This is a genomic window from Pseudomonas sp. JL23 (assembly GCF_056933585.1).
The window spans coordinates 1,986,528-2,000,315 of sequence record NZ_CM167795.1 but is presented as its reverse complement, the minus strand read 5'-3'; the positions used below and the strand labels follow the sequence as shown (position 1 = coordinate 2,000,315).

Below are 13,788 nucleotides of genomic sequence, written 5' to 3'. Positions count from 1 at the left end.
TCGCGGCCTACATCAGCTATTTACGCGCTCAAAGATTTTTTCGATCTTTTCTTTCAGCACCTGAGCAGTAAACGGCTTGACCACATAACCGTTCACACCGGCCTGTGCGGCCTCGATAATCTGTTCCCGCTTGGCTTCGGCAGTGACCATCAACACCGGCAAGTGACGCAGGCGTTCATCGGCACGCACCTGGCGCAGCAGATCGATACCGGACATGCCAGGCATGTTCCAGTCGGTCACGAGAAAGTCAAAGGCGCCACTTTGCAGCATCGGCAGGGCTGTTACCCCATCGTCTGCTTCAGACGTGTTGGTGAACCCCAGATCACGCAACAGGTTTTTAATGATCCGCCGCATCGTTGAAAAGTCATCAACGATGAGGATTTTCATGTTCTTGTCCAATTCGACCTCCAAGCAGTCTTTAACGCATTCAGTACCTGAACGCGCTGTTAAATCTAATACCGGCACAGCTCACCGGCTGCACTAAACGACGACGGGCTTGGCAAATAACAGGTGTCGAGCCCAAGGGCAACTACATTTGAAGGTCCCCCGCGACCCACTCCTGTCTTTCTATCTTCTTACCACGCAACGCTTTGCACAGCCGACCCACAGATTCGACGACACCCAAGGCCTCGCCAGAGATCTGTCAGCGCGCTCGCCACTCCCCCAAACGCCCTCGCAAACGAGCTGCGCACTGACTGTGTAACTGGCTGACACGCGATTCGCTGACCCCCAGAACCTCACCGATTTCCTTGAGGTTCAGCTCCTCGTCATAGTACAGCGCCAACACCAGCCGCTCACGCTCCGGCAAGTTGGCAATTGCGTCTGCCAACGCGGCCTGGAAACGCTCGTCTTCCAGATCGCGCGACGGTTCAAGTGATCCACTTGCGCCGTCCTCGTGCAGCCCCTCATGTTCACCGCCGTCCTGTAACAGGTCGTCGAAACTGAACAGGCGACTGCCCAAGGTATCATTCAAAATCCCGTAATAATCATCGAGACTCAATTGGAGTTCGGCAGCAACCTCGTGATCTTTAGCGTCACGACCGGTTTTCGCTTCAATTGAGCGAATTGCGTCACTGACCATGCGTGTATTTCGGTGTACCGAGCGCGGTGCCCAGTCCCCTTTGCGCACTTCGTCGAGCATGGCACCACGGATGCGAATGCCCGCATACGTCTCGAAACTGGCACCCTTGGTGGAGTCGTACTTGGTCGACACTTCCAGCAGGCCGATCATGCCGGCCTGGATCAGGTCCTCGACCTGAACGCTGGCAGGCAGACGGGCCAGCAAGTGATAGGCAATACGCTTGACCAGAGGGGCATAGCGCTCGATCAGCTCATACTGCGAATCCTTGGATGCCTTGCTGTACATACGATAGCCACTCGCTGTCATTGAACCGGTCCCGCGCTGGTCTGATGGACAAGGCGTTCGACGAAGAACTCCAGGTGCCCACGAGGGTTGGCGGGCAACGGCCAGGTATCGACCTTCTGGGCAATGGCCTTGAACGCCAGTGCACATTTGGAGCGCGGGAAAGCCTCATAAACGGCGCGCTGCTTCTGCACAGCCTTGCGCACACATTCATCGTAGGGCACGGCACCGACATATTGCAGGGCTACGTCAAGAAAACGGTCAGTCACCTTGGTCAGCTTGGCAAACAGGTTGCGCCCTTCCTGTGGGCTCTGAGCCATGTTGGCCAGGACCCGGAAACGATTCATGCCGTAGTCGCGATTGAGTAGCTTGATCAGGGCGTAGGCATCGGTGATGGACGTGGGCTCGTCACACACCACCAGCAGTACTTCCTGAGCTGCGCGCACGAAGCTGACCACCGATTCGCCGATCCCGGCGGCGGTGTCGATCACCAGCACGTCCAGGTTGTCGCCGATATCGCTGAACGCCTGGATCAGGCCGGCATGTTGCGCTGGCGACAGGTGAACCATGCTCTGAGTGCCGGAGGCGGCCGGCACGATGCGAATGCCGCCCGGACCCTGCAAGAGCACGTCGCGCAGCTCACAACGGCCTTCGATGACATCGGCAAGCGTACGTTTGGGCGTCAGGCCCAGCAGTACATCGACGTTCGCCAGGCCAAGGTCGGCATCCAGCAACATGACGCGCCGGCCGAGCTCAGCCAAGGCCAGTGAAAGGTTCACTGACACGTTAGTCTTACCGACGCCACCCTTGCCGCCGGTCACCGCGATCACCTGTACGGGATGCATGCTGCCCATGTTATCTCTTTACCTTGTCTTGCTTAGACCGAAGCCACATTGCGGGCTGCACGTTCAACGAAGAACAGTGCCTGGCAGACCATCGATGCAGATACATTCCTGTGTATTGCCTCACTCAGCCCACTCTCTTGCTGGGGTTGTGATACAGATCGGCAAACATGTCAGCCATCGCTTCCTCGCTAGGCTCTTCCTGCATCTGCACATTCACCGCACGGGTCACCAACTGGTGCCGACGGGGCAGATGCAGATCGTCTGGTATACGCGGCCCATCGGTAAGATAGGCCACGGGAAGTTCGTGACTGATCGCAAGGCTCAGCACTTCGCCAAGGCTTGCGGTCTCGTCGAGTTTGGTCAGGATGCAACCGGCCAGGCCACAGCGCTTGTAGCTGTGATAGGCGGCGGTCAGCACCTGCTTCTGGCTGGTAGTGGCCAGGACCAGATAATTGCGTGCCTTGATGCCGCGACCGGCCAGGCTTTCCAGTTGCAGACGCAGGGCCGGGTCGCTGGCCTGCAGGCCGGCGGTATCGATCAGCACCACGCGCTTGCGCAGCAGCGGCTCCAGCGCCTGAGCCAGGGACTGGCCCGGATCGACGTGGGTCACCGGCACATTGAGAATGCGGCCCAGGGTCTTGAGCTGCTCCTGGGCGCCGATACGGAAACTGTCCATGCTCACCAGAGCGATGTTCTGCGCGCCGTACTTGAGCACGTAACGCGCCGCCAGCTTGGCCAGCGTAGTGGTCTTGCCCATGCCGGCAGGACCGACCATGGCAATCACGCCCGCCTCTTCCAGAGGTTCGATTTCCGGCACCACGATCATCCGCGCCAAATGCGCCAGCAGCAGGCGCCAGGCCTGACGCGGCTCATCGACATCCGGAATCATCGCCAGCAGGTCGCGCGACAACGGGCCGGACAGGCCGATACGTTGCAGGCGGCGCCACAGGTTGGCCTGCTGCGGGCGGCTGCCCTGCAACTGGGTCCAGGCCAGAGAGCCGAGCTGGACTTCCAGCAGCTCGCGCAGGCCATTGAGTTCGGAACGCATGGATTCGTAGGCGCGCTGGCCACTGGCCGGTTGCGCAGCAGCAGGCGCGCTGGAATAGGTAAGCGGACGTGGCGGCTCTTCGAGGGTCGGCTCGATATGGGTATCTGTGGCATCCAGCGGCAGCCCGGCGAACAACTGGCGGTTAGTCGCACCGACTTCACCCCGATTGCTCAGCTCGGCCTGGGCGGTAACGATGCGCGACTGCGTCTTGCGCAGTTCGTCTTCGAGCTCAATGTTCGGCACACGCGGCGCCAGCGCCGAGAGTTTGTAATCCAGCGCGGCAGTCAGCTCGACACCGCCAGCAATACGCCGGTTGCCGATGATGGCCGCTTCAGCGCCCAGCTCATCACGAACCAGTTTCATGGCCTGACGCATATCGGCGGCGAAAAATCGCTTAACTTGCATGACTCACTACCTCAGCCGTTGGGCCCGACAGTCGCTACGATGGTGACTTGCTTGTTGTCCGGAATTTCCTGGTACGCCAGAACGTGCATGTTCGGTACGGCCAGTCGGCCAAAACGCGAGAGCATTGCACGGACGGGACCTGCGACCAGCAGAATCACCGGCTGACCCTGCATTTCCTGGCGCTGGGCAGCTTCGATCAGTGAACGCTGGAGCTTTTCAGCCATGCTCGGCTCAAGAAGAACGCCTTCTTCCTGACCCTGACCAGCCTTCTGCAAACTATTGAGCAATATTTGTTCCAACCTTGGTTCCAGCGTGATGACAGGCAGCTCCGGCTCAGTCCCCACAATGCTTTGCACGATTGCGCGACTCAGACCGACCCGCACTGCCGCCACCAAAGCGGCGGTATCTTGACTCCGCGCCGCGTTGTTGGCGATGGCCTCGGCGATGCTGCGGATGTCCCGTACCGGCACCTGCTCGGACAGCAGCGCCTGCAAGACCTTGAGCAACGCTGATAGCGAGAGGATCCCCGGCACCAGCTCTTCAGCCAGCTTCGGCGAGCTCTTGGACAGCAATTGCATCAGTTGCTGCACCTCCTCATGGCCGATCAACTCATGAGAATGCTTGTAGAGAATCTGGTTCAAGTGCGTGGCGACCACGGTACTGGCGTCCACCACCGTGTAGCCGAGGGACTGCGCCTGAGGCCGCTGGCTGATTTCGATCCACACCGCTTCCAGGCCGAATGCCGGATCCTTGGCAGTGATGCCATTGAGCGTGCCGAAAACCTGGCCTGGATTGATCGCCAGCTCGCGCTCCGGGTAGATCTCGGCTTCGGCCAGGGTCACACCCATCAGCGTCAGGCGATAGGCGCTGGGCGCCAGATCGAGGTTGTCGCGGATGTGCACGGTAGGCATGAGAAAGCCCAGCTCCTGGGACAGCTTCTTGCGCACGCCCTTGATCCGCGCCAGCAATTGCCCGCCCTGATTGCGATCCACCAAAGGAATCAGGCGGTAGCCCACTTCCAGGCCGATCATGTCGATCGGCGTCACGTCATCCCAGCCCAGTTCCTTGGAGTCCTGGACCCGGGTCGGCGATGGCAGCAGTTCCTGTTGACGCTGAACCTCGGCCAACGCCTGAACCTTGACCAAATTCTGACGACGCCACAGCAGGTAGGCACCGCCCAGCGCCAACATACCCATGCCGAGGAAAGAGAAGTGCGGCATGCCGGGCACCAGACCCATGACAATGATCAGGCCCGCAGCCACCACCAACGCCTTGGGCGTGGAGAACATCTGACGACCGATCAGCTTGCCCATTTCTTCCGAACCGGAAGCTCGGGTCACCATGATCGCCGCAGCGGTGGACAACAGCAGTGATGGCAATTGCGCCACCAAACCGTCACCGATGGTCAACAACGCGTAGACCCTGGCCGCATCCGCGAAGCTCATGCCGTGCTGGAAGATACCGACCAGCATGCCGCCGATCAGGTTGATGAACAGAATCAGCAGACCGGCGATGGCGTCACCGCGCACGAATTTGCTGGCACCGTCCATGGAACCGTAGAACTCGGCCTCCTGCCCGACTTCAAGACGTCGTGCCTTGGCCTGGGCCTGATCGATCAGACCGGCATTGAGGTCGGCGTCGATTGCCATTTGCTTGCCCGGCATCGCGTCAAGGGTAAAGCGCGCGCTTACCTCGGAGATGCGCCCGGCACCCTTGGTGACCACGACAAAGTTGATGATCATCAGGATCGCGAAGACGACACCACCGACCACATAGTTGCCGCCGATCACCACCTCACCAAACGCCTGAATCACCTTACCGGCTGCGGCGTGACCATCCTGGCCGTGGAGCATGACCACCCGGGTGGACGCCACGTTCAGGGCCAGGCGCAACAGTGTCGCGACCAGCAGAATGGTGGGGAACACCGAGAAATCCAGTGGCCGTAATGCGTATACGCAGACCAGCAGGACAACGATGGACAGGGCGATGTTGAAGGTGAAGAACACGTCGAGCAAAAACGGCGGTATCGGCAACATCATCATTGCCAGCATGACCAACAGCAACAACGGTACGCCAAGCTGACCCTTGCCCAGGCCAGCCAGATTGCTGCGTGCGCTACTGATTAATTGAGAGCGATCCACCGATTCGTACCTGCGTGCTAAATCAAAAACTTGACGCTAGAAGCGACCTGATCAAGTCATTGCAAGAAGCTGTCCAACTATGCAGGAGAAGGCTGTAGGAAATATCCGCGATCCAAACATACAACCGTAGGACCGGCTTTAGCCGGGAGGGCGATCTCGCGGCTAAAGCCGCTACTACGGGCGAAGATCGTTCAATCAGACGTCGCGCTGTAGATCCGGCGGGATGCTGATATCGCCCAGCGGCGTTGGGCGCTTGCCGCGACCGGCGTGGAATTGACGGATCTGATAGACATAGGCCAGCACCTGCGCCACAGCCAGATACAAACCTGCCGGAATTTCCTGATCCAGCTCGGTGCTGTAATAAATCGAACGCGCCAAAGCCGGCGACTCAAGAATCAGGACTTGATGCTGGGCCCCGATTTCACGGATTTTCAGGGCGATGAAGTCCGTACCCTTGGCCAGCAGCATTGGCGCACCCCCCTTCTCCGGGTCGTATTTAAGCGCCACGGCAAAGTGGGTCGGGTTGGTAATGATCACGTCGGCATCGGGGATCGACGAGAGCATGCGGCGCTGGGACAGCTCCTGCTGCAACTGGCGAATACGTTGCTTGACCTCGGGACGACCGTCGCTGTCCTTGTGCTCATCACGAATTTCCTGCTTGGTCATCAGCAGTTTCTTGTGCCCTTCATAGATCTGGAACGGCACATCCACCGCAGCAATGATGATCAACCCGCAGGCCATCCACAAAGCGCTCCAACCCACCACTTGCAGGCAATGAATGATGGCCTGTTCAAGCGGTTCATACCCGATGGCCATCAAGTCTTTCTGATCCTTGCGCAGGACCACCACCGCGACCGCAAGAATGATGCAGAACTTGGCCGTGGACTTGAGCAGCTCGATCAAGGCATTGACCGAGACCATGCGCTTGAGCCCCGGCAAGGGGTTCATGCGGGCAAAGTTGGGCGCCAGCGCCGAAGTGGAAAACAGCCAACCGCCGAGCAGGATCGGGCCGATCAGGGCCGCCAGCACCATGGTCAGCATGAACGGCTGCATGGCTATCAGCGCCTCCTTGACCGCCGCCAGGAGGAAGCGGGTCATGTAGGTGTGGTCCATGATCATTTCGCGACTGATGGTGAAACTGGTGCGCATCACCGTCATGAACATTTGCGCAATACCCGCGCCAAACACCAGCAGGCCCCAGGTCCCGGCAATCATCAACACCAGATTGCTCAGCTCCTTGGAGCGAACGATTTCACCTTTTTCACGGGAGTCCCTGACCCGTTTGTCCGTGGGGTCCTCTGTCTTGTCCTGGCCATTCTCGTTCTCGGCCATATCAGCGGGCTCCGACCATGCTTCGCAGGTACTGCAAGGCATCGACGGCCAGCGGCCGGTATTGATTGAGAATTTCCGCCATGCTGAGCCACAGGATCAGCATGCCGAGGACCAGGATCAGCGGGAAGCCAATGGAGAAGATATTCAACTGCGGTGCGGCCTTGGTCATCACCCCGAAGGCGATGTTGACGATCAGCAGCGCGGTGATTGCCGGCAACACCAGCATCAGGCTGGCGCCCAACACCCAACTCAGGCGCATGACCAGTTCCCAGATGTTGCCGGCATCGAAGGCCTGACCCACCGGCAGCGTGGTGAAGCTTTCCACCAGCACCTCAAACACCACCAGATGGCCGTTCATACCCAGAAACACCAGCGTCACCATCATGGTGAAGAACTGCCCGATCACCGCCACCGAAACGCCGTTGGTGGGGTCGACCATGGAAGCGAAGCCCATACCCATCTGAATCGCCACCACCTGCCCGGCGATCACAAATGCCTGAAAGAACAGTTGCAGAGACAGCCCCATGGCCGCGCCGATGATGATCTGCTCACCGACCAGCAGCAGCGCACTCAGGTCCAGCGCCTGAACCGGTGGCATGGGCGGGAGGCTGGGAGCGATGGCGACGGTGATCGCCAGCGCGGCGTACATGCGCACCCGGCGCGGCACCAGGGTTGTACCGAAAATCGGCATGGTGCTGAGCAAGGCCAGAATGCGGAACAACGGCAACAGGAAGGCGGCGACCCAGGTACTGATCTGGGTATCGGTCAACGCCAGGACGGAGGGCATGAATGATCAGCCGATCACGTTCGGAATGCTGCCGTACAACGACAGGATGTATTCCATGAACATTTTCAGCAGCCACGGACCGATAACGATCAGGGTGATCAGCATCACCAACAGGCGCGGCAGGAAGCTCAAGGTCTGTTCGTTGATCTGGGTTGCGGCCTGAAAGATCGCCACCAACAGCCCGACCAGCAGGCTCGGCACCACCAGGATCGCGACCAGCATGGTGGTCAGCCATAGGGCCTGACGGAAAATATCGACGGCAACTTCCGGAGTCATGGGGCCACCCTCTTACCAAAACCAACATGATTATCTGAATAAAGGAGGTTTTTCGCAGGAGCTGCCGAAGGCTGCGATAAGGTCCCCAGGCCCTTCCTCGGATTAGCGCCGGGCGCGCTGCACACGCCATCGCAGCCTTCGGCAGCTCCTACTGGGCCGAGGCCAAGCTCAATCATGGCGACACACCACCAAAACTACTGGCCAGGGTGCCGATGATCAGCGCCCAGCCATCGATCAGCACGAACAGCATGATCTTGAACGGCAGGGAAATAATCAGTGGCGACAGCATCATCATACCCATGGCCATCAGCACACTGGCGACTACAAGGTCGATGACCAGGAACGGAATGAAGATCATGAAACCGATCTGGAACGCGGTCTTGAGTTCGGAAATCACAAAGGCCGGCACCAGGATATTCAGCGGCGCCTGATCCGGCGTGGCGATATCAGTGCGCTTGGACAGGCGCATGAACAGCTCGAGGTCGCTGGTGCGGGTCTGCGCCAGCATGAAGTCCTTGATCGGCACCTGGGCCTTCACAAAGGCGTCCTGGGCGGTCATTTTCTCAGCCAGATACGGCTGCAAGGCGTCCTGATTAACCCGATCGAACACCGGCCCCATGATGAACAGTGTCAGGAACAGCGCCATGCCGGTCATGATCTGGTTGGACGGCGTCTGTTGCAGGCCCAGGGCCTGACGCAGAATCGAAAAGACGATGATGATCCGGGTAAAACTGGTCATCAGCATGACGAACGCTGGAATAAAGCTCAGCGCGGTCATGATCAGCAGAATCTGCAGGCTGACCGAGTACTCCTGCTGGCCATTGGCACCGGTGGCCAGGGTAATCGCCGGGATCGACAACAAGTCGGGCCCGGCGGCAAAGGCCGCAGGCGCCGCCAGGACCAGCAACAGCAGCAATAGAATGCGCGACATCACTTCTTGTCGTCCTTTTGATCCTTGCCCAGCAGCTCCATCAGGCGCTGGGCGAATTCCTGCGTCGCAGGCTGCTTCACCGGAGCCGTCACCGACTCCTTGAGCACATGCAGCGGCGTGATCCGACCCGGAGTGATACCCAGCAGAATCTGCTCGCTACCGACCTGGACCAGCACCAGGCGATCCCGCGGGCCAATGGCCCGGGAACTGAGCAGCTCGATAAGCTGCCCATTGGCCGGACCGACCCGCTGGACCCGACGCATCGCCCAGGCCAGCAGGAAAATCAGGCCGATTACCAGCAGCAGCCCAAGGACCATCTGTGTCAACTGACCGCCCAACCCAGTACTCATGGCCGCAGCCGACGGCACCACTGCGGGCGCAGCCACAGGCGCTGCTGCAACCGCAGCGGGCGTCGAGGTCACAGGCTCCGTTGCGCCTGCCAATACCGGCAGGCTCAGGGACAGGGCCAAAAGCACACCCAGGAAACGCCTCACTCAGCGCAACTTCTTGATACGTTCACTCGGGCTGATCACGTCCGTCAGGCGAATACCGAACTTTTCGTTGACCACCACCACCTCGCCATGGGCGATCAGGGTGCCGTTGACCAGTACGTCCAGCGGCTCGCCCGCCAGGCGGTCCAGCTCGATGACCGAGCCCTGGTTGAGCTGCAACAGGTTACGGATGTTGATGTCGGTGCTGCCCACTTCCATGGAGATCGACACCGGAATGTCGAGAATCACATCCAGGTTGGGACCATCCAGGGTAACCGGGTTGTTGTTTTTCGGCACACCGCCGAACTCTTCCATCGTCATGCGACTGGAGGAAGAGTGGCCTTCATCAGCTGCCAGCAGTGCGTCGATATCTGCCTGGCCACCTTCACCGGACTCACCCAGTGCAGCTGCCCATTCATCAGCCAACGCCTGATCTTCTGCAGACGTGATTTCGTTTTCATCAGCCATCGGTTGTCCTCGGCAAGCATTAATTCATGGTCATAGCAAAATAACGGTACAGGCCCAAAGGCTCAGCGCCGCTCTATCGGTTCTATTACCTGCAAGGCCAGGTTGCCTTTGTGCGAGCCCAGCTTGACCTTGAATGACGGCACGCCATTGGCGCGCATCACCAGGTGTTCAGGCAGCTCCACGGGAATCACATCGCCAGGCTGCATGTGCAGAATGTCGCGCAGCAACAACTGGCGACGTGCGACTACAGCACTGAGCGGCACGGAAACATCCAGCACGTCTTCCTTGAGCGCCTTGACCCAGCGCTCGTCCTGATCGTCCAGGTCCGACTGGAAACCGGCGTCGAGCATCTCGCGCACCGGCTCGATCATCGAGTACGGCATGGTCACATGCAGATCACCGCCACCACCGTCGAGCTCAATATGGAAAGTCGAGACCACCACCGCCTCGCTCGGCCCGACAATGTTAGCCATGGCCGGGTTCACTTCCGAGTTGATGTACTCGAAGTGCACTTCCATGATCGCCTGCCAGGCTTCCTTGAGGTCGATGAACGCCTGATCCAGCACCATGCGTACGACGCGCAGCTCGGTAGGGGTGAATTCACGTCCCTCGATCTTGGCGTGACGACCGTCACCGCCGAAGAAGTTGTCCACCAGCTTGAATACCAGCTTGGCGTCAAGGATGAACAGAGCCGTACCGCGCAGCGGCTTGAGCTTGACCAGGTTGAGACTGGTCGGCACGTACAGTGAGTGAATGTACTCGCCGAATTTCATTACCTGTACGCCGCCCACCGCCACGTCCGCCGAACGGCGCAGCAGGTTGAACATGCTGATGCGGGTATATCGGGCGAAACGCTCGTTGATCATTTCCAGGGTCGGCATGCGCCCCCGGACAATCCGGTCCTGGCTGGTCAGGTCGTAACTTTTGATGCTGCCAGGCTCGGCAGCGCTCTCGGTCTGGACCAGCCCGTCATCGACGCCGTGTAAAAGGGCGTCGATTTCATCCTGGGACAGCAGGTCTTGCACGGCCATGTCGTGGTCCTACTGCAATACGAAGTTAGTGAACAGCAACTGCTCGATGACAGTCTTGCCGAGTTCTTTCTGGGCCACTTCCTGCACACTGGCGGTGGCTTTCTGACGCAGCATTTCCTGGCCGATCGGTGTCGACAGCTGCTCGAACGGCAGCCCCGCGAACAGCATGACCAGGTTATTGCGAATGACCGGCATATGCACTTTCAGCGCTTCAAGGTCTGCGGCATTGCGCGCCAGCATGGTGATGCTCACCTGCATGTAGCGGGTGCGCCCACCTGAACTGAAGTTGACCACGAAGGCCGGTGTCAGCGCCTCGAACACCGCCGGGTGCTTGGCGTTGGCCTCGGCGGCGGCAACGGCGGCAGGGTCTGGCTTGCTGTCAGCCTTGTGCACAAAGTACCAGGTCGCACCTACCGACAAGCCTATGGCCAGCAGCAAGGCGACTACGGCGACGATGATGAGCTTGAGTTTGCCTTTGGATGCGGGGTCTTTAACTGCTGCTTCGCTCTTCGCCATGCCAATAATCCGTCACTATTCGAGGGGTTCGCTGATGCGTGACAGAGGGGCAGCAAGTGTTATGCCAGAGTTGGACAAACCAGAAGATGGGATATCGGGATCAAGCACGCAGAGCCAATGCGAAAACCAATGTGGGACCGGCTTCAGCCGGGAAAACGTCATTTCAGGCAATAAAGATGTACCTGAACGGAAAACGCATTCCCGGCTGAAGCCGGTCCCACACAAGCCGGTTTCAAAAAATTTGTTTCAACGGTATCAGGCGTAGTAATCCACTTCACTGGTGCCAATGACCCGCGTCGCCGGCTGACTCAATGGAATCGCCGCATCGGCAATGGCACTGTCATCAGACGAGCCGTCGCCCGAGCCACCGGTACGACTGCCCGAACCGGAGCGCTGGGCGTTGGCGGCCTGCTCTTCCTGAGCCTGCTGTTGCTGGGACTGTTGGCGCGACTGGTCCGCGACGCTGACGTCGACCTGACCCAGGCCTTGCTGGTTGAACGACTCACGCAACTTGCCCATCTGGCTTTCCAGGGCTTCACGAACACCCACATGAGCGCTCATGAAAGTCACTTGAGTCTGCTGGTCCTGAGCCATGTTGACGCGGATATCCAGGCGACCCAGTTCAGCAGGCTCCAGTTGAATCTGCGCCGACTTGAGGTTCTGACTCGACAGATACATGACTCGATCCACAACACCTTCACTCCAGCCGCTCTGGTGCATGGCCAGCGGCTGATTGATCAGCGGTGCAGCAGAGGCGGCAACTGGCACCTTGGCCTGTTGCGCCGCCTGGCTCATGGCTGCCAGGCGATCAGCGAAATTATCCACGCGCGTGTCGGTCGCCGCAGCCTGACCATCCTTGAGGCCGCCATCAATGACACCGCCGAAGGATTTGTCGCTGCTCTCCGTGCTGCTCTTCTGCACCGGCAACTGGTCAGCCAGAGCCGTCAGGTTATTGGCGACGTTCTGCGAAGGATCGACGTTGCCGGTATCAGCCGGGGTCTTGCCGGTCTTGGCCGTCGTGTTGGTCAATTGCGCAGTCTGGGTTGTGGACTGGGCTTTGGCATTGGCGTTCTCTAATGCCAGCTGTACGGCCGACAGTCCTTCAAGCGGGTCGGCATACGGATCGAACGGTTTTTCGCCAGCAGGCGGCGTGACCTGGGCAACCGGTGTCGGCGTAGTCGCCTGCGACACAGTGGTTGCCGTTGCAGCTGCGGCAGTAGCGGCCGAGGCATCAACCACCGGCTTGGGCGTCACATCCACCACCGGCTCGGTCGGCGGCTGGGCAGCAGCCTGGGCAGCCAGTGCCAGCAAGGCCGGATCCTGGGTCGGATCAACCACCGGCAACGTCGGGTCGGGTGCCGCATCGGTCAACAAAGAAGGATCGACGGGCGCGGGGCTGCTGTCGTCGCTTTTCTGATCGGAACTTGCCACCGGCGTGACAGGCAAGGTATTGCCGCTATCGGCAACCGTCGACTGCGTGGACGCCGTCTTGTCGTCACTGGCAGGCTTGTCCTTGTCGGCCACAGCCTTGCTCTTCTCGGCCGGTGCCTTGTCACGCACGGCCTTGCTCGGCGTGTCACGCTCGTCTGTCGACTTGACCTTGGCCTGCTTGGAATAGACGTCGGAGAAGCTGGAAGCATTGTCCTTGCTGGTTTCTACAGCCTTGCTCGACTGGATGGCCGAGGCCGCCTTGGTCGTGGCAGTAGCATTGGTCTGAAGAAGAGCATTGGGGGCAAGTGGCATGTTGATCTCCGCATGAGCAGCTGGTTACCGGAACTAACAGCAAAGTCCGGGCCAGTTTCAGATATCAGAGAATTAAAGGCCGGATAAACACTCAGGACTGCGCAGTCAGCAGTTGTCGCTCGGCATCGAACAGCCGCTTCACCGTCGCGTATTCAGTGGCGATACTGCCGATCAGTTCGTCGAGACCGGCAACCTCGTGATGGCGAGCCCGCTCTTCCAGCTGGTGGCACAACTCGGACAGGCGCAAGGCCCCCATGTTACTGCTGCTGCCCTTGAAGCTGTGGGCGGTCATGCTCAACGCCTGCAAATCCATGTCGGGACCGCTGGCAGATTGGCGCAGCAGCGAAACACGCTGCTCGGCATCACGGACAAATACGTCGAGCAACGTGACGTACTCCCCCTCCATGACTT

Annotated in this window: 15 protein-coding genes; all 15 read right to left on the bottom strand. The window is 59.5% G+C overall.

What is annotated here, in order from left to right:
• Positions 1 to 12: 12 nt before the first annotated feature.
• Positions 13 to 387, bottom strand: coding sequence for a chemotaxis response regulator CheY (locus AC1Z24_RS09375; protein WP_259105415.1), 375 nt, complete (start codon positions 385 to 387; stop codon positions 13 to 15).
• 256 nt (positions 388 to 643) lie between these two features.
• On the bottom strand, positions 644 to 1,387 hold the full coding sequence (gene fliA / locus AC1Z24_RS09370; protein WP_259105417.1) for an RNA polymerase sigma factor FliA: 744 nt from the start codon (positions 1,385 to 1,387) through the stop codon (positions 644 to 646).
• A complete protein-coding gene (fleN, locus tag AC1Z24_RS09365) occupies positions 1,384 to 2,217 on the bottom strand; it encodes a flagellar synthesis regulator FleN (RefSeq protein ID WP_259105418.1) in 834 nt (277 codons plus the stop codon). The genes fliA and fleN overlap by 4 nt, the downstream gene beginning before the upstream one ends.
• Positions 2,218 to 2,332: 115 nt before the next feature.
• A complete protein-coding gene (flhF, locus tag AC1Z24_RS09360) occupies positions 2,333 to 3,661 on the bottom strand; it encodes a flagellar biosynthesis GTPase FlhF (protein ID WP_483745394.1) in 1,329 nt (442 codons plus the stop codon).
• 11 nt (positions 3,662 to 3,672) lie between these two features.
• Positions 3,673 to 5,802, bottom strand: a complete 2,130-nt coding sequence (gene flhA, locus AC1Z24_RS09355) for a flagellar biosynthesis protein FlhA (protein ID WP_483745393.1) — start codon at positions 5,800 to 5,802, stop codon at positions 3,673 to 3,675.
• Between the two features lie 195 nt (positions 5,803 to 5,997).
• Entirely contained in the window at positions 5,998 to 7,134 is a 1,137-nt protein-coding gene (flhB, locus tag AC1Z24_RS09350) for a flagellar biosynthesis protein FlhB (RefSeq protein ID WP_483745392.1), read from the bottom strand.
• 1 nt (position 7,135) lies between these two features.
• The gene (gene fliR, locus AC1Z24_RS09345; RefSeq protein ID WP_483745391.1) at positions 7,136 to 7,921 is read right to left on the bottom strand and encodes a flagellar biosynthetic protein FliR; all 786 of its coding nucleotides are present in this window, start codon (positions 7,919 to 7,921) and stop codon (positions 7,136 to 7,138) included.
• A 6-nt stretch (positions 7,922 to 7,927) separates the two neighbouring features.
• Positions 7,928 to 8,197, bottom strand: a complete 270-nt coding sequence (gene fliQ / locus AC1Z24_RS09340) for a flagellar biosynthesis protein FliQ (RefSeq protein WP_259105430.1) — start codon at positions 8,195 to 8,197, stop codon at positions 7,928 to 7,930.
• Positions 8,198 to 8,369: 172 nt separating this feature from the next.
• On the bottom strand, positions 8,370 to 9,128 hold the full coding sequence (gene fliP / locus AC1Z24_RS09335; protein ID WP_259105433.1) for a flagellar type III secretion system pore protein FliP: 759 nt from the start codon (positions 9,126 to 9,128) through the stop codon (positions 8,370 to 8,372).
• Positions 9,128 to 9,622 carry a flagellar biosynthetic protein FliO gene (gene fliO, locus AC1Z24_RS09330; protein ID WP_483745390.1) on the bottom strand — a complete coding sequence of 165 codons (495 nt, stop codon included), beginning with the start codon at positions 9,620 to 9,622 and terminating at the stop codon, positions 9,128 to 9,130. Before fliO ends, fliP begins: the two co-directional genes overlap by 1 nt.
• Positions 9,623 to 10,087 carry a flagellar motor switch protein FliN gene (gene fliN, locus AC1Z24_RS09325; RefSeq protein ID WP_483745389.1) on the bottom strand — a complete coding sequence of 155 codons (465 nt, stop codon included), beginning with the start codon at positions 10,085 to 10,087 and terminating at the stop codon, positions 9,623 to 9,625.
• Positions 10,088 to 10,149: 62 nt separating this feature from the next.
• The gene (fliM, locus tag AC1Z24_RS09320) at positions 10,150 to 11,118 is read right to left on the bottom strand and encodes a flagellar motor switch protein FliM (RefSeq protein ID WP_483745388.1); all 969 of its coding nucleotides are present in this window, start codon (positions 11,116 to 11,118) and stop codon (positions 10,150 to 10,152) included.
• Positions 11,119 to 11,127: 9 nt separating this feature from the next.
• On the bottom strand, positions 11,128 to 11,634 hold the full coding sequence (fliL, locus tag AC1Z24_RS09315; protein ID WP_259105441.1) for a flagellar basal body-associated protein FliL: 507 nt from the start codon (positions 11,632 to 11,634) through the stop codon (positions 11,128 to 11,130).
• Between the two features lie 255 nt (positions 11,635 to 11,889).
• Positions 11,890 to 13,377 carry a flagellar hook-length control protein FliK gene (locus tag AC1Z24_RS09310; protein ID WP_483745387.1) on the bottom strand — a complete coding sequence of 496 codons (1,488 nt, stop codon included), beginning with the start codon at positions 13,375 to 13,377 and terminating at the stop codon, positions 11,890 to 11,892.
• A 91-nt stretch (positions 13,378 to 13,468) separates the two neighbouring features.
• The gene (locus AC1Z24_RS09305) at positions 13,469 to 13,783 is read right to left on the bottom strand and encodes an Hpt domain-containing protein (protein ID WP_483746579.1); all 315 of its coding nucleotides are present in this window, start codon (positions 13,781 to 13,783) and stop codon (positions 13,469 to 13,471) included.
• Between the last annotated feature and the right edge of the window lie 5 nt (positions 13,784 to 13,788).

Bases quoted from the DNA above. Each gene is read 5' to 3' on its own strand.
- AC1Z24_RS09375 (WP_259105415.1), bottom strand. From the start codon at position 387: ATGAAAATCCTCATCGTTGATGACTTTTCAACGATGCGGCGGATCATT.
- fliA (WP_259105417.1), bottom strand. From the start codon at position 1,387: ATGACAGCGAGTGGCTATCGTATGTACAGCAAGGCATCCAAGGATTCG.
- fleN (WP_259105418.1), bottom strand. From the start codon at position 2,217: ATGGGCAGCATGCATCCCGTACAGGTGATCGCGGTGACCGGCGGCAAG.
- flhF (WP_483745394.1), bottom strand. From the start codon at position 3,661: ATGCAAGTTAAGCGATTTTTCGCCGCCGATATGCGTCAGGCCATGAAA.
- flhB (WP_483745392.1), bottom strand. From the start codon at position 7,134: ATGGCCGAGAACGAGAATGGCCAGGACAAGACAGAGGACCCCACGGAC.
- fliR (WP_483745391.1), bottom strand. From the start codon at position 7,921: ATGCCCTCCGTCCTGGCGTTGACCGATACCCAGATCAGTACCTGGGTC.
- fliQ (WP_259105430.1), bottom strand. From the start codon at position 8,197: ATGACTCCGGAAGTTGCCGTCGATATTTTCCGTCAGGCCCTATGGCTG.
- fliP (WP_259105433.1), bottom strand. From the start codon at position 9,128: ATGTCGCGCATTCTATTGCTGCTGTTGCTGGTCCTGGCGGCGCCTGCG.
- fliN (WP_483745389.1), bottom strand. From the start codon at position 10,087: ATGGCTGATGAAAACGAAATCACGTCTGCAGAAGATCAGGCGTTGGCT.
- fliM (WP_483745388.1), bottom strand. From the start codon at position 11,118: ATGGCCGTGCAAGACCTGCTGTCCCAGGATGAAATCGACGCCCTTTTA.
- fliL (WP_259105441.1), bottom strand. From the start codon at position 11,634: ATGGCGAAGAGCGAAGCAGCAGTTAAAGACCCCGCATCCAAAGGCAAA.
- AC1Z24_RS09310 (WP_483745387.1), bottom strand. From the start codon at position 13,377: ATGCCACTTGCCCCCAATGCTCTTCTTCAGACCAATGCTACTGCCACG.
- AC1Z24_RS09305 (WP_483746579.1), bottom strand. From the start codon at position 13,783: ATGGAGGGGGAGTACGTCACGTTGCTCGACGTATTTGTCCGTGATGCC.